This is a genomic window from Corynebacterium propinquum DSM 44285 (assembly GCF_000375525.1).
GTDB lineage: Bacteria > Actinomycetota > Actinomycetes > Mycobacteriales > Mycobacteriaceae > Corynebacterium > Corynebacterium propinquum.
Genome location: NZ_AQXC01000005.1, coordinates 120,391 through 139,696 on the forward strand (window position 1 = coordinate 120,391; position 19,306 = coordinate 139,696).

A 19,306-nucleotide genomic window follows, 5' to 3' on the forward strand; every position below is an offset into this window, starting at 1 on the left:
GCCTTCCGTTATTATTAATGGGTTCCGTTTTCAACAATGGTGTCAAAATACCCTAGCTGAAAGTGGTTTGCAACAAGGCTTAAGGTTCCCGGTGTGTCACACAGGAATCGTGGAGAAATGACCCCAGACGTCGAGAAAGCCGTTCAGCTCTTCCCTACTTTCCCCACTTCGGAAGCCCTGGGATGCCCTGCGCAAAGAAATTTGCAACCTGCGGCTGCAGCTCCATAAACAGCGCGACCATCCGAGCGATGAACACGATGCCCAGCACTGGTGCTAGCACGTGCACCGGGTTGAAGTTTGAGAAGAAGTTTTGCAGTGACCAACCGCCTGGCTTGGATTGATTGTCCGGCTGTTTTTCTGGCTGCTTCGGTGGCTGTGGCTTTGCAGGATTCTCCGGTTTCTTCGGGGCTTCCGGCTGTTTCCCACTGCCTGGCTTGTCTTGGTTTCCGGGCTTTCCAGGTGCAGGTTTGCCCGGCTGTGGATCTTTCGGCGCCTCAGGCTTTAACTCGCCACCTGGTTTTCCAGGTGCCGGTGCGGGCTCAGCCGGGCTACCCTCAGGCTTGCTTTCCTGCTCTGCTCCCGGTTTCGGTGTCTTACAGGTCTCCAAAGCTTCGTTGCCCACCGTAATGACAAACTCTTGGGTCTCGGACTTCATCTCATGGCCGTCTTTATGCTTAGCGCTATAGCTCGCGTCAAAGGTGTAGACGCCGGGTTTAGAAAATGCCCAGTGGATGTGGGTGTGCGAGGAAAAGCTTGACTCAATCGAGTGATCATTCTTGGTTGAATCAGACAAGACCGTCGGCAGCTCGCCCAGTTGTCCATCGATAAATGTTCCCCAGGTTGCACCTTCTGGTACATCACGTGGTTGCAAATTCAACGATACTGCGCCGTCAATATTGTCGAAATCGATATGCTCAGTGTTGTATCCTGGCCAAATAACCCCCGGGCGCTGAGCTTGCGGAAGGTAATAAAACCCGTCCTCTTGCTTACCAAGGAAGTCGAACTTCTCCCCTTGGTGCGCATCACGACGCTTCTCCTTCGTGTTGTCTCGGACTACGAGTGCGACATCATTCAATGGGCGCTCCACACTCTTCTTGTCCACGATTCGCGTATCATCTTTCAAACTGATGCCCAAGCCGTTGCCTTGGTGTTTCGCCAGGATATCCACGTGACCGCTATGCAAAAGATGCTTGCCGACACATACCCCACGCCCTTGCTGTGGAGCAGCGTTATCTCCTGGCGTGGTTTCCGGGGGAGTTTCCGGAACACCTGGTGAAGGCTCTGGTGTCGTTTCCGGGGGAGTTTCCGGAACACCTGGTGAAGGCTCTGGTGTCGTTTCCGGGGTGGTCTCTGGGCTGTCTGGCGACTCCGCTTCGCTATCCGCAGGAGGCTGCGAACCAGCACCATTGTCTCCAGGCTTCTCACCTTGCGGTCCTTGCCCAGCAGGGCCATCCCCTAACTGCACGGTGCCCACATGTTCTTGGTTCGGGACATATTTGTCCGTGATGACCCCCTTAGCATCCGCCAAGCCATAGGCTGGATGCGGGATCACGTTGATATACAGCACGCCTCCTGGGCCAGGCTGATAGCTCTTCGGAATCGTGAAATAGCCTTTACCGTTGACAATGGCACCTTCCATGCCCAACTCTGGGTAGCCCTTATTTTCAACATCTTCCAACTTGCTGTACACGCCACCAGTAAATGTGCCTTGAAAATTCGGGTCCTTGGCCTCTACGTAATAAGTGACGGTTTCCCCGTCGCCAGGAACATAACGCACATCGATGTCTTTGCTAGTCAGCGTGCTGCCAGCTTGCGGAATATTCATGTCCCGCTTGTTATTTCCCTGTGGCAGCGAATCCGACTTTTCTGCGCTGGTGGTCTCTTTGCGCTCGCCTGCTGAGTATGCCAACGGGGCCGAAATCCAGCGTGGCGCGGTTGCAGCAACCGACTCTTCAGGGGCCTCTGCATCGGCATTCCCGGAATGAGCAGCGCCAGCATCCGGAGTAAAGACAGCCTGGATATCCGACTGCTTTGGGCTCAACTGTTCATCCCAGGTGGCTTTGCCATCTTTCACCGGCAAATCAGTCAGGAAGTAACCGTCAACGAACAACGTCACGGTACCCGTAACATTCGGATTATTGGCATCAAAAACAATCGTCGAAAGCTTATCGTCACCATCGGCCTGTGGATCAGTTTTTGGAGCGATGCTCAAGCGATAATGTGCAGCGGCAGCATCTCCGTCTGGAGCCTTATTGTATCGATCCTCCAACGATTCCGTCTTCGTATCTAGTGGACGTTGCCCACCCACCTGAATCACCTGCGTACGCGGTGCCGAAGTAGTAAGTTTGCCGTCTTTGTCCAACGAGCTCACACGATAGGTCAGCTCATAGCGCCCTGGTTTCGTGAAAAGCGTGTTGATGTGGGTGTGTTCATGGGGCTTAATAGAAATGGAGTGCGGGGAAGTATCCGTTGTGCCAACGAGTCGCACCACTCCAAAGTTGCCGCTCGAATCATACCTATACTGCTCCATGTCCCCAGGGCCATCGACGCTGAGCAAGTCCAGCGACACGCGCCCGCTCGGAATATCTGCAACTGGCAACTCTTCTTCAGCGCCGTACCCGTACCAGATGGGCGAGTGATTGCTTCCCGACGATACGCTCGGGGCCTGCACGTAAGTCTCCCCCGGCTTACCGATAAAATTAAAATCGTCGTTTTCTGGCAGCGTTACCTGATACTTCGATCCTTTCTTTGTTTGTGGGTTCTGCCAACCTTTGCCAATCCACAATGCTGATTCCGCAAAACCCGCAGTTGTTTCACTAAAATCACCATTGACGCGCTCAGAATACTTTGAGCGCACGTCGTAGTGACCGGCTTTATCGGAAACCACAAAAGGCGAGTCAATGTGGCGCTCCGTCAAAATGAGCTTACCGTCGTCGGGTCCTGCGCTAGCTGCAGGAAGCCCAACAAAGGCGGTGCTCAACGCGGCAGTTAATGCGACTGCGAGGCGGATACGCGGGCGACGCCGCTCCGCCGCCATAAACCGCCGCTGCCCCCGATCGCGCACGTCGGCACGCGAGAAATCTGTAGTTTTCACTTATAAAGCCTTTCTTATTGAAACTCATTCCCAATGAGTTCAGTTAAAAATAGCCTACCTGAAAACAGTTTGCAACAAGACTGAAAACTACCTGCTTAGAGCCATGAAATTTCACAGCTCCACTCCCGGACTACCGCACGGCGTTAATAAAAATTCCGCACCTTCGCGAGCACTTCCGGCCACCGCTTTTCCAAACGATTCGCGGCCGCAACATGCCCCAGCCAAAGCCCAGCCAGCGCAACACACAGACTCAGAACAACGCCAGCCCAGAACAACGTCGACAAGCCAGACAACTGTGTGACACCACCATCACCGAGGTTCATGCCAACAATCATCATGATGATCCCCGGCGCGAGCGGTAACCACACCATCAGCACAGATACCAGCATCATGATCACAGCACCGACGGAAAAACCCGACTTATCCTTCATCGGGTTGGTGCCCGGCGCGGAAACCTGAAACGGATTCCACACTGCCAACAGCGCCGCCAACCCCGCATTCAGCAACACCGCCGAGCCCGCGATTACCGCGAGCGCCACCACGATCGTCGGCTCAGTCCCCAACATCACCAAAACCACCAGGTAAATCACCAGGGTCGGCAAAGTAAGCAGCAAGACCGCCTGCGTGCGTGCCCACAATAACGTGCGCGGCGCCAACCCAGCGCTCATGTGCACCCAGTTCGACGGTCCGTCGTACCCGAGTGCATTCGAGGTCATACCGGCAGCAAACAACACGAAGAACAGCACCGCCAGATAGGCCATAAAGGACTGATCATTAATCGCGGCCAGTGCCAGCATCATCAACAAAAACAGCGGCATAACTACCAAGCTGTAGGTAAACCGAATATCACGGCGCCAATACCGCAAGGTCAGGGAGAACACTGCCCCGCTTGCCGACGCCCGCACCCCCGGCAACAACACACTTCCGGCCTCAGACCCGGTGGCTGCCGCCCCGGAATCGCCGGTTGCCGTCTGCGCATTACGCCGCAGCGCCCAGCGCCACACGCGCCACGCCACCGCTACCGTCACTGCCGCTATTGCTGCCTGCACCAGGGCAATTGCCCAGTGGGCCTGCAGCACAGCGACGGCCGCACCCGGTGCTGCACCAAACGGAGTCCATGCCACCAGTGCAAACAGAGCTTCCCACGGCAGCGAAAAATCTAGCCGACTGTTGGCGACGACATTGAAACCGAAAATTAGTACAACGAAGCCCAAAGCGCTGGCCATCGCGACTTTTTCACTGCTTTTGCGGTTTCCGACACTGCCCAGCAGCGTCGCCAAGGCTTCCCCACCAGCAACTGTGATCGCGAATGAGCCCAGCACAGCCGGGATCCACACCGCAATGCCCCACCCACTGCCATTATGCACCAAGCCAACGGCACCAAGCACGATCATCACCAGCGAGTTAAAGATTGCCAGAACTCCGCGCACCGTCAACAGCGAAGTCACTGCCGAGCCCCGTAGGATCACTTTTTCCGTAAGCGGCAACACCGCCATTCGTGCGGGATCAACTTGGTTCTCGCCCGCCGGCATCAATAGCGCTGCTATCCAGTAGCCAACTGTGCCCGCCGCGAGGCTATAAATCATGGGCATGAATTCGCCCTCGGCGGCTCCCAGCAGCGTGAATGCGCCGAGGCCAGCCAGCCCGAGGAAGGAATAAAACGCGACCAGTATGGCGATGAAAATTTGCGAAGTATTGGTGCTGAAATGCCGCTTCCACAACTTCCAGTGCAAACTAGTAAAAACCCGTAGCGAGGGTTGTGCTGCTGTGTGCGTCACTGCTGCTCCCCCTTCTCGGTAGTGGAATTCTCCGATTTCGCGCCGGCCAGCCACCCCAGCGAACCTTCCGCCAGATGGCGCCCACCGACCAATTCCACAAAGCGCTCGCTCAAGCTAGAACCAGCGCGCACCTCGTCTAACGTGCCGTCGGCAAGCAGCTGGTTCTTGCCAATCACCGCGACGTGATCACACAGCGCCTCCACGGTTTCCATCACGTGCGAAGACATAATCACTGTGCCGGAGCTGGCTACATAAGCCTGCAGGATCTCGCGGATAGTGGTCGCAGAAACCGGATCGACGGCCTCAAAAGGCTCGTCGAGAATCAAAATGTCCGGGCGGTGTAGCAACGCCCCGGCCAGCAGGATCTTTTTGGTCATTCCCGCGGAATAATCGACGATCAACTTGCTGGAAGAATCAGCCAGGTCCAGTGCATCCAGCAACTCGCGGGAGCGCTGCGCCACCGTGGGCTCGTCAATGCCGCGCAGCAAGCCCAGGTAATGCAAGTATTCCTGTCCGGATAGGCGATCAAAAACGGGCAAGCCGTCGGCAAGCAGCCCGTAAGCGCCTTTCGCGGCATTGGCCTCGGCCGTACTACCCCACACGTTGTGTCCACACACCAGCACGGTACCGGCATCGGGGCGCAGCAGGCCCGTAGCCATAAGCACGGTGGTGGTTTTACCCGAACCATTCGGCCCGACGAGGCCATAAAAACTTCCGCGCGGAACCGTGAGGTGAATATCCCGAACGACGACCTTGCCGCCGTAGGACTTGCTCAAACCCTGCAGCTGTAGCGCGGCATTCGGGTGCGGTGCGGAGTTCTGGTTAGGCCCAGATTCGGACGGCTGGTGAGAAGCAGATGATTCAGATTGCACAGAAAACTGCCCACCGGATGCAGGACCGGTGGGCACGGCTGGATCGCTCATTGTTAGGCTACGCTTTCTTCTATTGGCGATAGATGCAATATAGAGCGTAGCAGCGCAACACGGACATGAATAGAGCCTACAGCAGCATCGTGGCAGCCCAGCCGAAAGCGATCAGTGGGATGTTGAAGTGCAGGAACGTCGGGATGACGGAATCGCGGATGTGGTCGTGCTGGCCGTCGACATTCAGACCAGAGGTTGGGCCCAGCGTAGAGTCGGAGGCTGGGGAGCCCGCATCACCCAGCGCACCCGCGGTACCGACCAGCGCGACGGTGGCTAGCGGGGAAAAGCCCAACGAGATGCACAGCGGGACATAGATGGTGGAGATGATCGGCAGCGTCGAAAAGGATGATCCGATACCCATCGTGACGACGAGGCCGACCAGCAGCATAGCCAGCGAGGCCAGTGCCTGGTTACCGTCGAAAGCGGCGGCGGTAGATTCGACGAGCGTTTCCACGTCGCCGGTTTCGGCCATGACGTTCGCAAAACCCTGCGCGGTGATCATGATGAAACCGATCAACGCCATCATACTCATACCCTCGGTGTAGATATCGTCGGATTGCTTCCATTCCACACCGCGGAAGGCGAGCATGATCGCCAGACCAACCAGGGCACCGGCCAGCAGGCTGTCGGCATCCGAATCCAGGTATTGCAGCACGATCTGCACGCCGAACGTGGCAACGAGCGCGATTATCGAGATAGTGATGCGGTAACGCGAAATCTCGACGGCTTTGGCGGCGTCCTCGGAGATCGGGATGTCTTTGTACACGCGCTTTTTGCGGTAGCTGACGAAGATCGCGAACAATACGCCAACCAGCATTCCTAGTGCGGGAATGGCCATGGCCTGCATGACCGAGACAGTGTTTGCCTCCGGCATTCCTGCTTCCACGATATTGTTGCGCAGGATGTCATTCATGTAGATATTGCCGAAGCCAACCGGAACGAAGAAATAGGTGGTGACCAGGCCGAAGGTCAGCACACAGGTAATCAGGCGGCGGTCCAGCTGCATCTTGTTCAACACCGATAGTAGCGGCGGCACAATCAGCGGAATAAACGCGATATGAACCGGAACCAGGTTTTGCGACATAATCGCCATCAACAACAAGCCCGCGACGGTGAGCCACTTGGCGACGGCCACGGCTTTTTCTTTGGTGTCTTCGTCGTCGGCATCAATCCGGTTGATGATGGATTCGGCCAGCAGGCGGGGGAGACCCGCGTTGGCGATCGCTAACGCAAAAGCACCCAGCAAGGCGTAGTTCAGTGCGATCGACGCGCCGTTACCAATTCCTTCTTGGAAGGCGATAAAGGACCCGTCGATGCCAAGTCCACCGACAAGACCACCAACGATTGCGCCGATGAGGAGCGCTAAGACAACGTGTACACGTGCGACGGCCAGGCCCAACATGACCACCACAGCGATAATGACTGCATTCATAGTGTCATGTTTAACACGTTGGCCCTCGATAGTAATAGCCATCGCTGGTTGTACGGTTTATTTTGGGGTTGTGCCGTATTTGGCAACCCGCTGATCCCCAACACAGTAAGTCTCACCCATTGGCCCAGCCGGCAAATGATTCCGAACGCATCCTGCAGCTGGAAAAGAAAACACCAAACTGCGTGAACAACGAGACATTCTGGGCAAAGTTACAAAACATTTTGGCACCAATACACGCTGGTGGTCTGGTTCCAGTTTGTCTAAAACTACCGAACCGAGTATTCGCCTTACACGGATGTGCCACGTTTAACAGCTTGCCCATTCTTCTTTTTAGAAATAGATCAGAACCCGCGTATCCCACAGGATAAGGATATTTTCTCTAACTGTTGTCGGCCCGAAAATCATAATGCGGTCGCACAAATCATCAAAAACCATACGGCTGACAGACCGAACCGCGCCTAAATCGACGAAATTATCTACCTGTCCTGCATCTGCGGTAACAACATTTATCCTACATGGTCATTAATATCCACTCAACAAAATATGGGGGGTTATGCACTCGCGGACCACATACGTGCCTTACTCGTTATCGATGCTTTCGCCCACGCACACGGTCTGCGTACCAACCGTAATGCATCCATTTTCTGGAGCTCGGGCCTATCGTCGAATCCTTTGAGCTATTGTTAACAGTGCATATGCTTAGCTTAGATATAATTCTCAACATACACCTCACCAGGCTGACGTAATTTCAAAAGAGAAGGAGTTTCTAACCAAAATGAATCGAACCAAATTCGTCACCCATTCTAATATCCTTATATGCTTAACTGTAGTTCTAGGATTGTCAATCTTAGGACTGTTGGTTTTATTGGATCCATTTTCTACCACTGCACTTTTATCAGTCGGGCCTTTATTATTCTCTTTTCTTGCGACCTTATTCTTGTCTTTTGTAACGGTCGAGAAATCCAACAGCAGCTTAGAAATACATTCAACCATTTTCCGCAAGCGAGTTTTTTACGTCAACCTACGCGACGTTGCCAGTGTAGAACTTATAGACGGCTCATATACTGCTTGGGGCGGTATTGGTTACAGATTCCTCCCGAGAGGAAAAGCTTTATTGCTGGGTGGAGATAAAGCTGTGCAATTTAAGACAAACGATGGCTCCGAGCTCATCGTGAAAGCTCCGAAGATTCCTGATTTGTTCTCTTAGTTCGGAGAGTGGATTTCGAGCATCGCCGAATGGTTTGATTCTTTAATGTGATGAGCATTTGTAGACAACAAATTTCTATCAGAACGTCAGCATGAGACGTGCACTATCACCTCCTTAGCCTGCAGGTCAGAAAGTTTTGCTTAAAGACTTTCGGGCGTGCCATTAACCAGATTTGTCATTACGTCCGCCGGTTTAGTGCTCTACACAAACCGGAACTCATTGACTATCATACTATTTCGACGACTACGGCTTTTCATTATTTCCCCTCGTTCCCTGCTTCGACTCATTTCTGCGTTCCGCCGTGCGCGGCAACAATGTCGTGAATCATGCGTGCTGCCAGTTTAGCGGTGCGTGAATCTACATCATATTTTGGATTCAGCTCAACCACGTCGACGAGGCGCAACTTTCCGGTTTGCGCCAAAGCCAACGCCATCGCGTAAACCTTCAAAGCTTCCACACCCAACGCGGCTGGAGCTGACACTCCGGGCGCCACCGACGCCGGAAGTACATCTAAGTCAATACTAAGATGTATGTTTTTAAAATCTTGGACGGCTTTGTGTGCAATTTCAGTTACTTCATTGACCGTGGCACGAGCCAAATCTTCATCGAGAAGATAGTTCACACCCAGGCGGTCTGCGGTTTCAAAAAGTACCCGGGTGTTATTGGCTTTGGAGATTCCCCAGACGGTATAACTGAAATTTTCACCGTCGATCTCGGAAATTTGTCGGAATGGGGTACCAGAGGTTGGCTCATCTGCGTCACGAAGATCAAAATGCGCATCCAAATTGAAAATCCCTAAATCTCGCAACCCATCCGGATTTTCATTTTTTAATCCGCGAACCAAACCGCGGTGCGAGGCAAAAGCGGTTTCATGGCCTCCGCCCAAAATTACCGGCAGGTGTCCAGCGCGCACGGTAGCAGCTACGCGTTGTGAAAGTTCTTCTTGTCCGGCTTCCAAATCCCGGCCTTCATAAGTGACGGTCCCGGTATCGTAACGCGGGACGTCGTCATGAATAGCCAGACCACCAAGCGCTGTGCGCAGTGCATCCGGCCCGCCGGCAGCGCCTTGTCGGCCGCCATTGCGACGCACACCCTCATCGGAGGCGAAGCCAATCAGCGCCACACCAGGCCGCGATGGCCGGTCGCCCTGTGCGGCCGCAGTAGAAACAGCGAGATCAGTCTGTATTACCGAATGCCAACGGGCATGTTCGGATCCGGGTCCATCGACGCGTCCAGTCCACTCAAAATCACTCATGCACACGAGTGTAATCAGGATATTTTTAGCGCTCAGAAGGCCTGGGGAAGTGACGCAAAGTTTTTCTGCAAAGTCAGTCACGGGAGCCTTAAGACTCTTGCTCATTTAGTCACTGTGATGAAATTGCCACGACGGAAAGATTACGTACCCTCTGCAGGCCAAAGCGCTTCAACGGGGAAAAATTACCGGAGAACCAGAAGCCGCAACGGGGGCAGCACTCGCCACAATCCACAGCAAATGTTAAGTCTGGGATCCAAGACAGGATCTCGGGCAGGAACACCTGAGTCTTATTAAGCTTGGGCGAAAGAGTACTTGGCACAAGAACACTTGCTAGCAACCATCCTTATCCACCATCCGCGACAGGCGAAAGGAACGGTCCAAAACAATGACACAGCACACAGCAGCACAACAGTCACAGGCACAACAGTTAGCGGCACACGAGAAAGAGACCATCACCGTCGGTCTCGGCGCTTTGCGCATCGATGACGTCGTCAAGGTTGCCCGCGGTGGGGCAGCGGTAGAAATCAGCCAGGAAGCGTTGGACCGAATCGCGACCACCCGCAAACGTATTGATGACCTCGCCAACGAACCAACCCCGGTTTACGGCGTGTCTACCGGCTTCGGCGCCTTGGCCCGCCGTCATATTCCGTCCGAGATGCGCGCACAATTGCAACGCTCGCTGGTGCGCTCGCATGCGGCAGGTTCCGGGCCAGAGGTTGAACGGGAAGTCATCCGCGCGTTGATGCTGCTGCGTCTGTCAACGTTGTGCACTGGACACACCGGCGTGCGCCCGGTCGTCGCCGAAACCTACGCGGCCGTGCTGAATGCGGGCATTACCCCGGTCGTTTACGAGTACGGATCGCTGGGTTGTTCGGGCGATCTGGCACCGCTGTCACACTGCGCGCTGGCGCTGCTGGGGGAGGGCGAAGTCCGCGTGAACGGTGCGGACCAGCCACAACCGGCCGCAACTGCGCTTGCCGACGCCGGCATCACCCCGCTCGCGCTGGAGGAAAAAGAAGGCCTGGCGCTGATCAACGGCACCGACGGCATGCTCGGCATGCTGTGCCTGGCCATCGCCGACTTGCAGGATCTGGCAAAGGTCGCCGATATCTCCACCGCGATGACCGTCGAAGGCCTGCACGGCACCTTGAGCGTGTTCGACGATAAACTGCAAAAACTGCGTCCGCACCCGGGCCAGGCGTCGTCGGCACGCAATATTCGCACCGTTGCAGCAAACTCACCGTTGCTGGAGGCCGCACAAGAAGACTTCAAGCAAACCCAGGTGCAGGACGCCTATTCCGTACGCTGCTCGCCGCAGGTCACAGGCGGTTTCCGCGATACCATCACACACGCCATCACTGTCGCAGAACGCGAGCTTGCCGCCGCCGTAGATAACCCGGTGGTCATTGATGGGGAAGTCCGCTCCAACGGCAATTTCCACGGCGCTCCTGTGGCCTATGTACTGGACTTTTTGGCCATCGTGGCGGCAGACCTAGCGTCGATTTCCGAGCGCCGCACCGACCGCTTCTTAGACACCGCCCGCAACCGCGGCTTGCCAGCGTTTCTTGCCGACGACCCGGGCGTCGACTCCGGCCACATGATCGCGCAATACACCCAGGCCGGTATCGTCTCGGAACTCAAACGGGCCGCCAACCCAGCTTCGGCAGATTCCATTCCGTCGTCCGCGATGCAAGAAGATCACGTGTCCATGGGATGGTCTGCTGGCCGCAAGCTGCGGACCGCCGTCGACGGCCTGCAGCGCGTGTTGGCTATCGAGTACCTCACCGCCGCCCGCGCGATTACCATGCGCTGCCGTGACGCCGCGGCAGAATCTGCGCCAGGAACAAAGGCCGCCATCGCCTTGTTGCGCGAAGGGGTAGAGGGCCCAACCACCGACCGTTACCTGGCACCGGAAATCGCTTACGCCCACCAGCTGGTAGCCAGCGGGGCACTGGTAGCCAGCGTCGAGGGCGTCGTCGGCACGCTGGATTAGAGAGATAGCAGGGGAGCATAAGCCCTGCGCACCGGCAGACATCTCCACACACACGAAATATCACCATTCGAAAGGCACCATGAGCACACTTTTCCACAACATCAGCGAACTACGCACGGTCTCGGACGCGGGCACCATTAAAGACGGCGCGCTGCTCGTCGACGGTAATGGCATCATCACCTGGGTCGGTGCTTTGAATGACCTGCCACAGGACCTTTCCGAGGGCGTCGAGAAAAAGATCGACCTGGGCGGCCGTGCAGTACTGCCAGGTTGGGTGGATTCACACACGCACATGATTTTCGATGGCAACCGCGCCGAGGAATTCGAAGCGCGCATGGCAGGCGAGTCGTATTCCGCCGGTGGTATCGCCACCACCATGGAAGCTACCCGCAATGCCGGACGTGAGCGCTTGGAACAGCTGCTAGAAGAGCGCATCGCGGGCTGCCACGCGGGCGGAACGACGACGATCGAGACCAAAACTGGGTACGGCTTGAACACAGAATCCGAGGCTCTGGCCGCTGAGGTTGCCAGCACGGGCGTCGACGATGTCACCTTCTTGGGCGCGCACCTGGTGCCGCCGGGGGCAGATGCCGACGAATACCTGGAGGAGGTCGTCGGCACGATGCTGGATGCCGTGGAGCCGCACGCTGGCTGGATCGACGTTTTCTGCGAGACCGGCGCGTTTAACGAGGAACAATCGCGCAAGGTTCTCGAGGCGGGCAAGAAGCGCGGTTTATTGCCGCGCGTGCACGGTAACCAGCTACAACAGGGCCCCGGCGTGCGCTTGGCAGTGGAAATTGGTGCGGCGTCGGTGGATCACGTCAATTACCTTTCCGACGACGATATCCAGGCGCTCGCGAGCAGCGACACCGTCGCTACGGTGTTGCCTGCCTGTGACTTGTCGACGAAGCAAGATCTCGCTCCGGCACGCCAGCTGTTGGATGCCGGTGCCACCGTCGCGATTGCGTCGAACCTGAACCCAGGCACCTCGTATACGTCGTCGATGAATTTCTGCGTTACCACCGCGGTGCTGCAGCAAGACCTCAGCTTGGATGAGGCTATCGAAGCCGCAACCTTGGGCGGTGCGAAAGCACTGCGCCGCCAACCGGTCAAAGGTGGGGAAGACGCACAGGGCCGTCCTGGCCGCGGCAGCTTGGTCCCGGGTGCGGCAGCGGATTTGCACGTGCTCAACTTCGCCAACGCAATCGAGCTGGCCTACCGCCCAGGCATGCCTGCGACCTACCGGACTTATAAAAACGGCGAGCTCGTTTTCGGTGTGGAATAAGCAATGTTTCACGTGAAACATTGCCATTCCCGACGGCGCCGACCCGCGCCGCGAATTTAAGGCTAGGCCACGCCGCCCATGTCGGCTGCCACACAGTATTGTTGGGGCTATGAATTTTGCTGCACATCTCCCCACAGCGCGCCGCGATCTGCGCTACCACGCGGATGCGGCGCAGCTTTTCGCCCACCTCGGCGGGCTCGAGCGCACAGACACAGTACTGCTGGAATCAGCGGATATCGAGTCGAAGAAAAATCTTCTCTGCTTGGCGGTTCTTGACTCCGCAGTGCGCATTCGCTGCCAGGGAAGCCGCGTGACCGCTCAAGCGCTCACGGCTACCGGCGAAGAAATTGTAGCGAAATTACGCACCGAACTTTCCGAATATGAAGTAGCGGGCAATAGCGGCGGTCGGGGAGTGGCAGTCTTCGAATTCCCGGTATCCCAGGCCGCCGACGAACGCGAACGCCTGCTGGCGATCTCCCCGGCAGAGGTGCTGCGTCGGCTGCAATTGAGCAAGCAGTATGGCAGCAACGCCAACCAACACAGTTCCGCTCAACAGGGCTCCGCAACCCGGAACTCCGCAACCCAGGGCCCGATCACCCAGGACCCCGCCACAGAAGTACCGGACCTGCCCTTATTGGCCGGCGGCTTCGCCTACGACTTTTTAGAAACCTTCGAAACCCTACCCGCGGTCAGCGAGGGCGACAACACGTACCCAGATTACGAATTCGTCGTAGCAGAAACACTACTCAAAGTAGACCACCTGTCCCAGACTGCCTATGTGTGTGGCGTCGGCACCAGCCAGGACGACGTCGACAAGCGGCTTGCCGCCTATGCCACGAAAGCCGAAGCTGAGATCACGCCACTGGCTCCACCGGAGCAGGGCGTCGACAAGAGCCAGCCGCTGCAGGTGCGCACAGATATCGACGACCAACAATTCCGCAGCCACGTCGAACAGCTCAAAGGCAATATTTATCAAGGCGATATTTATCAGGTGGTGCCTGCGCGCACCTTCCGCGCCCCATGTGCGGATGCGTTTTCTTCTTACCGACGCCTACTCCAGACGAACCCGTCGCCGTATATGTTCTACTTCCGCGGCGAAGACTACGAGCTGTTTGGCGCCTCGCCGGAATCCAACCTGAAATTTTCGCCGGATACTCGGGAAGTGCAGCTGTATCCGATTGCAGGAACGCGCCCGCGCGGCCTGAACCCGGATGGCAGCGTCAATCATGAACTCGATATCCGCAACGAGCTGGAGATGCGCACCGACCACAAGGAACTGGCCGAGCACACCATGTTGGTGGACCTGGCGCGCAATGACCTCGCCCGCGTCGCAGTCCCTGGCACGCGTAAGGTAGCGGAGCTATTGCAAGTAGACCGTTATTCGCGCGTGATGCACCTGGTGTCCCGCGTCACCGCCACGCTGCACGAGGATTTCGACGCCCTCGATGCCTACCGCGCATGCATGAACATGGGCACGCTGACTGGTGCACCGAAACTGCGCGCGGTGGACCTGCTGCGTGAGGTGGAAGGCAAACGCCGCGGATCCTACGGCGGCGCGGTCGGGTATCTCGGTGGCGACGGGCGCATGGACAACTGCATCGTCATTCGCAGTGCTTTCGTGCGTCATGGGGAAGCGATCATTCAGGCTGGTGCCGGCGTCGTCCGTGATTCCACGCCGCAGGCCGAGGCCGATGAGACAGTACACAAGGCGTATGCGGTGCTCGATGCCGTCGCGCTGGGGGCGCCAGTGGAGGTGGCACGATAATGGCAATGACAGCACAGCCGCACGTCGTGGTGATCGACAACCGCGATTCGTTCATTTACAACCTGGTCGACGCGCTCGCCGGGCACCACTGCACGGTCTTCCGTAACACGGTATCCGTCGAGACGGTCCTGGCCGCCAAGCCGGATTTGCTGTTGTTCTCGCCCGGGCCGGGGCACCCACGGGAAACCGGGAACATGATGGAGCTTCTCGACGCCATCCATGGCGAAATTCCGGTATTGGGTATTTGCCTGGGATTCCAAGCCCTACTGGAACACTACGGTGGCAGCGTGGAACCCTGCGGGCCGGTGCATGGCCGCTCGGTGCCGATGACGCTGACGGATGCCGGGGCACAGCACCCACTGTTTGCCGGGCTCACGATCGACGAGGAACCAGACAAACCTGATCATGTGGGCCGTTTGGTGCCGGTGGCGCGCTATCACTCGTTGGCATGCGCGAACCCGCCGGAACAGCTACAGGTACTAGCAACGACACAGACTGACTTGGGTGATGTCGCCATGGCGGCATACGCGCCCGACGGCTCGTGCATGGGCTTGCAGTTCCACCCGGAATCGATCTTGAGCCCGAAGGGGCCAGTCTTGTTGAATCGCTGCATCAACTTCTTGACGAAAGGGGAGTGCTGATGACTGACCACAGCACCGTGAGCCACCGCTCCGACAACGCTGGCGCGAACCCCACACCGCTGGACCTACTGCTGGCGTATCTGGACAATCATGACCCCACAGTCGAGCAGGCCCGCGCGGTGTTCCAACCGCTGACCGTCGGTGAGTACGAAAACGTGCACATCGCCGCGCTCTTGGCGACGATCCGCACCCGCGGTGAGACCTTCGCGGACATCGCCGGCGCCGCCCAGGCATTCATCGATGCCGCGCGCCCGTTCCCGGTTACCGGTGCTGGTTTGTTGGACACCGCAGGTACCGGCGGCGACGGCACCAACACCATCAACATTTCCACCGCGGCGTCGCTGGTGGCCGCCGCTGGGGGAGCGAAAGTAGTCAAAGGCGGCAACCGTTCGGTATCGTCGCGTTCCGGTTCCGCGGATGTTCTTGAGGCACTGAATATCCCCCTGGATCTCGACGTGAACCGCGCAGTGACGCAATTCGAGAATTCTGGCTTCACCTTTCTGTTCGCACCGGCGTATCACCCAGCCGTCGCACATGTCATGCCCGTGCGCAAGGCACTGAAGGTTCCCACCTTGTTTAATACCTTGGGCCCGCTGCTGTCACCGGCACGCCCAGAATTTCAATTGATGGGTGTTGCCCGGCCAGAAATCGGCGAAACCATTGCGCGGGTCTTCCGCGAGCTCGGCCGCAAGCGGGCGCTCGTCGTGCACGGTTCCGGAACAGATGAGCTCGCGGTGCATGGTCCGACCACGATCTGGGAACTCAACGACGGCGAGATTGCGCAGTATGAGCTCACTCCGGAAGATTTCGGCATCACCCGCCACGAATTAGCAGACTTGGAAGGCGGTGATGGCGCCGCGAATGCCGCTGCGATCCGCGCGATTTTCGATGGCACCGCCCCGCAAGCGCATCATGACGCCGTCGCGGTGAATGCCGGCGCGATGCTGTATGTCATTGGCAAAGCAGAGTCCATCGCGGACGGCACAGAGCTGGCTAGCCAGATCATCAACGACGGTACCGCAAGGCAGTGGTTAGCAACCCACGAGGAGGCCAATTACGGTGAGCACTAAATTACCGACGGTGTTGGAAAATATCGTCGCCCAGCGGCGTACGCATCTCCCGGCTATCGCTGAACGCATCGCGCATGTGGACCGCGCACAACTTCCGCGTTCACAGCGCAGCTTGTATGACTCACTGCGGGCGCGTCCGCAGGCGTTCATCATGGAGTGTAAATCCTCTTCGCCATCGCTGGGTGTGATCCGGGCGGATTATCAGCCCGGCGAGTTTGCGCGGGTGTATTCGCGTTATGCTTCCGGGATTTCCGTGTTGTGCGAGCCGGAGCATTTCGGTGGCGATTATGATCATCTGGCCACGGTGTCGATGTCGACGCACCTTCCGGTGTTGTGCAAGGATTTCATCGTCGATCCGGTCCAGCTTTATGCCGCGCGCTATTACGGCGCCGATGCGATCTTGTTGATGCTCTCGGTGCTGGGCGACGACGAGTACGCACAACTTTCTGCGCTTGCCGACGAGTTGGGGCTGGACGTGCTTACGGAAGTCATCGATGAGGACGAGGTTGCCCGCGCGCTGCAATTGGGTGCGCGGATCGTGGGTATCAATAACCGGAACTTGCACGATCTTTCCATTGATTTATCGCGCACTGCCCGGCTGGCGAAGTTGTTGCCGGAGGGGACGCTGGCGATCTCTGAGTCCGGCATCCGTAACAATAGGGCAGTGCAGGCCTTAGGTGCGCACGCATCGGGTTTTTTGGTTGGCTCGCAGTTATCGTCGCAGCCGGATACCGATTGGGCTGCCCGCGCTTTGGTCTATGGACACAACAAAGTATGCGGCTTGACGACGCCGAGCACCGCCCAAGCCGCCCGCGCCGCTGGTGCCGTCTATGGCGGATTGATCTTCGAAGAGGCATCGCCACGCAATGTTTCACGTGAAACATCGAAAAAAATCATCGCCGATGAACCCGGACTCCGCTACGTCGCTGTCTCACGGCGGACCACCGGTTGGGCAGAATTAGTACAACCAGGTATTCACGCCCTGCAGATCCACAGCCCATACCAGGGTTCCCTCGCTGGGGAGAAGGAATTGCTTGCAGACGTGCGCGCGGAACTTCGCGACGCTGGCATCGATCCGGCAGAGCGCGGCGTGGAAATCTGGCGCGCCATCTCCATGACCACCCCGGAAGTAGAACCGGGAACACTCAGCGAGATCCTCGCCCCGGGCGCAGCCGATAAACTCGTCCTCGATGCGGGCCAAGGAGGAACCGGCACCTCCTTCGATTGGCGAAGAATTCCCGACGAGATCAAGCCCCATGCACTGCTGGCCGGTGGAATCAACCCAGAAAATATCCGGGGCGCACTGGAACTCGGCTGCTTCGGTATGGATCTCAACTCCGGGGTAGAGGTTGCCCCCTCATCGGCCACGGACACCGATACTGCGGGAGCTGCGGCTGCACCCCGCAAAGATGCCGCGCTCATCCGCAGCATCTTTCACACGATCCGCGATTACACGGAACCGCGCGAACGCACCCGGCCCAAGGGATAAACTGGGACTGTAACTTCACAAGGCAATCCGAACAACACATTAAGCAGCTAACTCAACGCAGCTAGCGCAACAGACGCACCAGAAATAGCAGACTAGGACACACCAATGAGCAATGACCGTGCAACCATTCTGCCGGCATATTTCGGCGAATTCGGCGGGCAATTCGTCCCGGAATCCCTGATTCCCGCACTGGATCAATTAGAGCGCGCCTTCGTCGACGCGATGGAGGACCAGTCCTTCAAGGATGAATTAGCACGCCTGCTCAAGGACTACCTGGGCCGACCAACCCCGTTAACCGAAGCCACCCGCCTGGGCGGTAAAGCGCGCATTTTCTTAAAGCGCGAGGATCTCGTCCACGGCGGCGCGCACAAAACTAACCAGGTGCTGGGCCAGGCGCTGTTGGCCAAGCGGATGGGCAAAAAGCGTGTGATTGCCGAAACCGGCGCGGGCCAGCACGGCACCGCGACAGCCCTGGCATGCGCGCTACTGGATCTCGAATGCGTGGTGTATATGGGCGCCGAGGATGTGCGTCGGCAAGCACCCAATGTGTTCCGCATGGAACTCATGGGCGCGAAGGTGGTCTCCGTGGAAACCGGTTCCGGCACGCTGAAGGATGCCGTGAACGAGGCCTTGCGCGATTGGACCGCCACCTTTGAAGACTCGCACTATTTGCTCGGCACCGCGGCGGGCCCGCATCCGTTCCCAACGATCGTGCGGGAGTTCCACCGCGTGATTTCCACCGAGGCGAAAGCTCAAATGATTGAACGCACTGGCGGGCTTCCCGACGTCGTCGTGGCCTGTGTCGGCGGCGGTTCAAATGCCATCGGTATGTTCGCGGACTTCATCGACGAGCCAGACGTCGAACTCATCGGAGCAGAACCGGGCGGCAAAGGCGTGGATTCCGGTCGCCACGGCGCAACCATCACGCAGGGGACCGTCGGCATTTTGCACGGCACGCGCTCGTACCTGATGCGCAACGCCGAGGGGCAGGTTGATGAGTCCTATTCCATTTCAGCCGGGCTGGATTACCCCGGCGTCGGCCCGCAGCACGCACACCTGCATGCCAGTGGCCGTGCGATCTACGTTGGCATTACCGACGCCGAAGCACTGGAAGCGTTCCAGTTGCTCGCACAGAAAGAAGGCATCATTCCGGCGCTAGAGTCCTCGCATGCGCTGGCCTATGCCCTGAAGCGTAAAGACGAAGACATCTCCATCGTCGTCTCGCTGTCCGGCCGCGGCGATAAAGACATCGACCACGTGCGCCACGTCTTAGGCGACCTCGAAGATGAGTCCGGCGCGTGGGAACGCTATGCAGATGATAACGCCGCTCAAACAAACTCCGCTGCAGAAAATGACGAGAAGGGCCAAGCATAA

General features: G+C 57.5%; 13 protein-coding genes. 8 read left to right on the top strand and 5 right to left on the bottom strand.

The window, feature by feature from the left end; translation table 11 throughout:
* Nucleotides 1–154: 154 nt before the first annotated feature.
* The 4 genes from B142_RS12910 to B142_RS0105990 form a co-directional block, all read right to left on the bottom strand.
* A complete protein-coding gene (locus B142_RS12910; RefSeq protein WP_026167887.1) occupies nt 155–3,094 on the bottom strand; it encodes a choice-of-anchor M domain-containing protein in 2,940 nt (979 codons plus the stop codon).
* Between the two features lie 143 nt (nt 3,095–3,237).
* Nucleotides 3,238–4,872, bottom strand: a complete 1,635-nt coding sequence (locus B142_RS0105980; RefSeq protein WP_018120638.1) for a hypothetical protein — start codon at nt 4,870–4,872, stop codon at nt 3,238–3,240.
* Nucleotides 4,869–5,795 carry an ABC transporter ATP-binding protein gene (locus tag B142_RS0105985; protein WP_018120639.1) on the bottom strand — a complete coding sequence of 309 codons (927 nt, stop codon included), beginning with the start codon at nt 5,793–5,795 and terminating at the stop codon, nt 4,869–4,871. Before B142_RS0105985 ends, B142_RS0105980 begins: the two co-directional genes overlap by 4 nt.
* Before the next feature lie 76 nt (nt 5,796–5,871).
* The gene (locus B142_RS0105990) at nt 5,872–7,227 is read right to left on the bottom strand and encodes a Na+/H+ antiporter family protein (protein WP_018120640.1); all 1,356 of its coding nucleotides are present in this window, start codon (nt 7,225–7,227) and stop codon (nt 5,872–5,874) included.
* Nucleotides 7,228–8,002: 775 nt separating this feature from the next.
* Between B142_RS0105990 and B142_RS13560 the strand changes: the two genes are divergently transcribed.
* The gene (locus B142_RS13560; protein ID WP_049168057.1) at nt 8,003–8,434 is read left to right on the top strand and encodes a hypothetical protein; all 432 of its coding nucleotides are present in this window, start codon (nt 8,003–8,005) and stop codon (nt 8,432–8,434) included.
* Nucleotides 8,435–8,717: 283 nt separating this feature from the next.
* On the opposite strand, the gene hutG is transcribed toward B142_RS13560, so the two are convergent.
* On the bottom strand, nt 8,718–9,689 hold the full coding sequence (hutG, locus tag B142_RS0106000) for a formimidoylglutamase (RefSeq protein WP_026167888.1): 972 nt from the start codon (nt 9,687–9,689) through the stop codon (nt 8,718–8,720).
* Between the two features lie 385 nt (nt 9,690–10,074).
* On the opposite strand from hutG, the gene hutH reads away from it, so the two are divergent.
* The 7 genes from hutH (at nt 10,075) to trpB (ending at nt 19,306) form a co-directional block, all read left to right on the top strand.
* A complete protein-coding gene (gene hutH, locus B142_RS0106005; RefSeq protein ID WP_018120643.1) occupies nt 10,075–11,682 on the top strand; it encodes a histidine ammonia-lyase in 1,608 nt (535 codons plus the stop codon).
* Nucleotides 11,683–11,761: 79 nt separating this feature from the next.
* Nucleotides 11,762–12,967, top strand: coding sequence for an imidazolonepropionase (gene hutI / locus B142_RS0106010; protein ID WP_018120644.1), 1,206 nt, complete (start codon nt 11,762–11,764; stop codon nt 12,965–12,967).
* A gap of 109 nt (nt 12,968–13,076) precedes the next feature.
* Nucleotides 13,077–14,732, top strand: a complete 1,656-nt coding sequence (locus B142_RS0106015) for an anthranilate synthase component 1 (RefSeq protein WP_018120645.1) — start codon at nt 13,077–13,079, stop codon at nt 14,730–14,732.
* On the top strand, nt 14,732–15,373 hold the full coding sequence (locus B142_RS0106020) for an anthranilate synthase component II (RefSeq protein ID WP_018120646.1): 642 nt from the start codon (nt 14,732–14,734) through the stop codon (nt 15,371–15,373). The genes B142_RS0106015 and B142_RS0106020 overlap by 1 nt, the downstream gene beginning before the upstream one ends.
* Complete coding sequence (gene trpD, locus B142_RS0106025; RefSeq protein ID WP_018120647.1) at nt 15,373–16,443, top strand: anthranilate phosphoribosyltransferase; 1,071 nt, start codon at nt 15,373–15,375, stop codon at nt 16,441–16,443. The genes B142_RS0106020 and trpD overlap by 1 nt, the downstream gene beginning before the upstream one ends.
* Nucleotides 16,433–17,932, top strand: coding sequence for a bifunctional indole-3-glycerol-phosphate synthase TrpC/phosphoribosylanthranilate isomerase TrpF (trpCF, locus tag B142_RS12070; protein ID WP_018120648.1), 1,500 nt, complete (start codon nt 16,433–16,435; stop codon nt 17,930–17,932). Before trpD ends, trpCF begins: the two co-directional genes overlap by 11 nt.
* Before the next feature lie 105 nt (nt 17,933–18,037).
* Nucleotides 18,038–19,306: a tryptophan synthase subunit beta gene (gene trpB, locus B142_RS0106035; RefSeq protein WP_018120649.1), complete on the top strand. Its 1,269-nt coding sequence runs from the start codon at nt 18,038–18,040 to the stop codon at nt 19,304–19,306.

Excerpts from the sequence above, each read along its gene's own strand:
- B142_RS0105985 (WP_018120639.1), bottom strand. The coding sequence starts at position 5,795 with ATGAGCGATCCAGCCGTGCCCACCGGTCCTGCATCCGGTGGGCAGTTT.
- B142_RS0105990 (WP_018120640.1), bottom strand. The coding sequence starts at position 7,227 with ATGAATGCAGTCATTATCGCTGTGGTGGTCATGTTGGGCCTGGCCGTC.
- B142_RS13560 (WP_049168057.1), top strand. The coding sequence starts at position 8,003 with ATGAATCGAACCAAATTCGTCACCCATTCTAATATCCTTATATGCTTA.
- hutG (WP_026167888.1), bottom strand. The coding sequence starts at position 9,689 with ATGAGTGATTTTGAGTGGACTGGACGCGTCGATGGACCCGGATCCGAA.
- hutH (WP_018120643.1), top strand. The coding sequence starts at position 10,075 with ATGACACAGCACACAGCAGCACAACAGTCACAGGCACAACAGTTAGCG.
- hutI (WP_018120644.1), top strand. The coding sequence starts at position 11,762 with ATGAGCACACTTTTCCACAACATCAGCGAACTACGCACGGTCTCGGAC.
- B142_RS0106015 (WP_018120645.1), top strand. The coding sequence starts at position 13,077 with ATGAATTTTGCTGCACATCTCCCCACAGCGCGCCGCGATCTGCGCTAC.
- B142_RS0106020 (WP_018120646.1), top strand. The coding sequence starts at position 14,732 with ATGGCAATGACAGCACAGCCGCACGTCGTGGTGATCGACAACCGCGAT.
- trpD (WP_018120647.1), top strand. The coding sequence starts at position 15,373 with ATGACTGACCACAGCACCGTGAGCCACCGCTCCGACAACGCTGGCGCG.
- trpB (WP_018120649.1), top strand. The coding sequence starts at position 18,038 with ATGAGCAATGACCGTGCAACCATTCTGCCGGCATATTTCGGCGAATTC.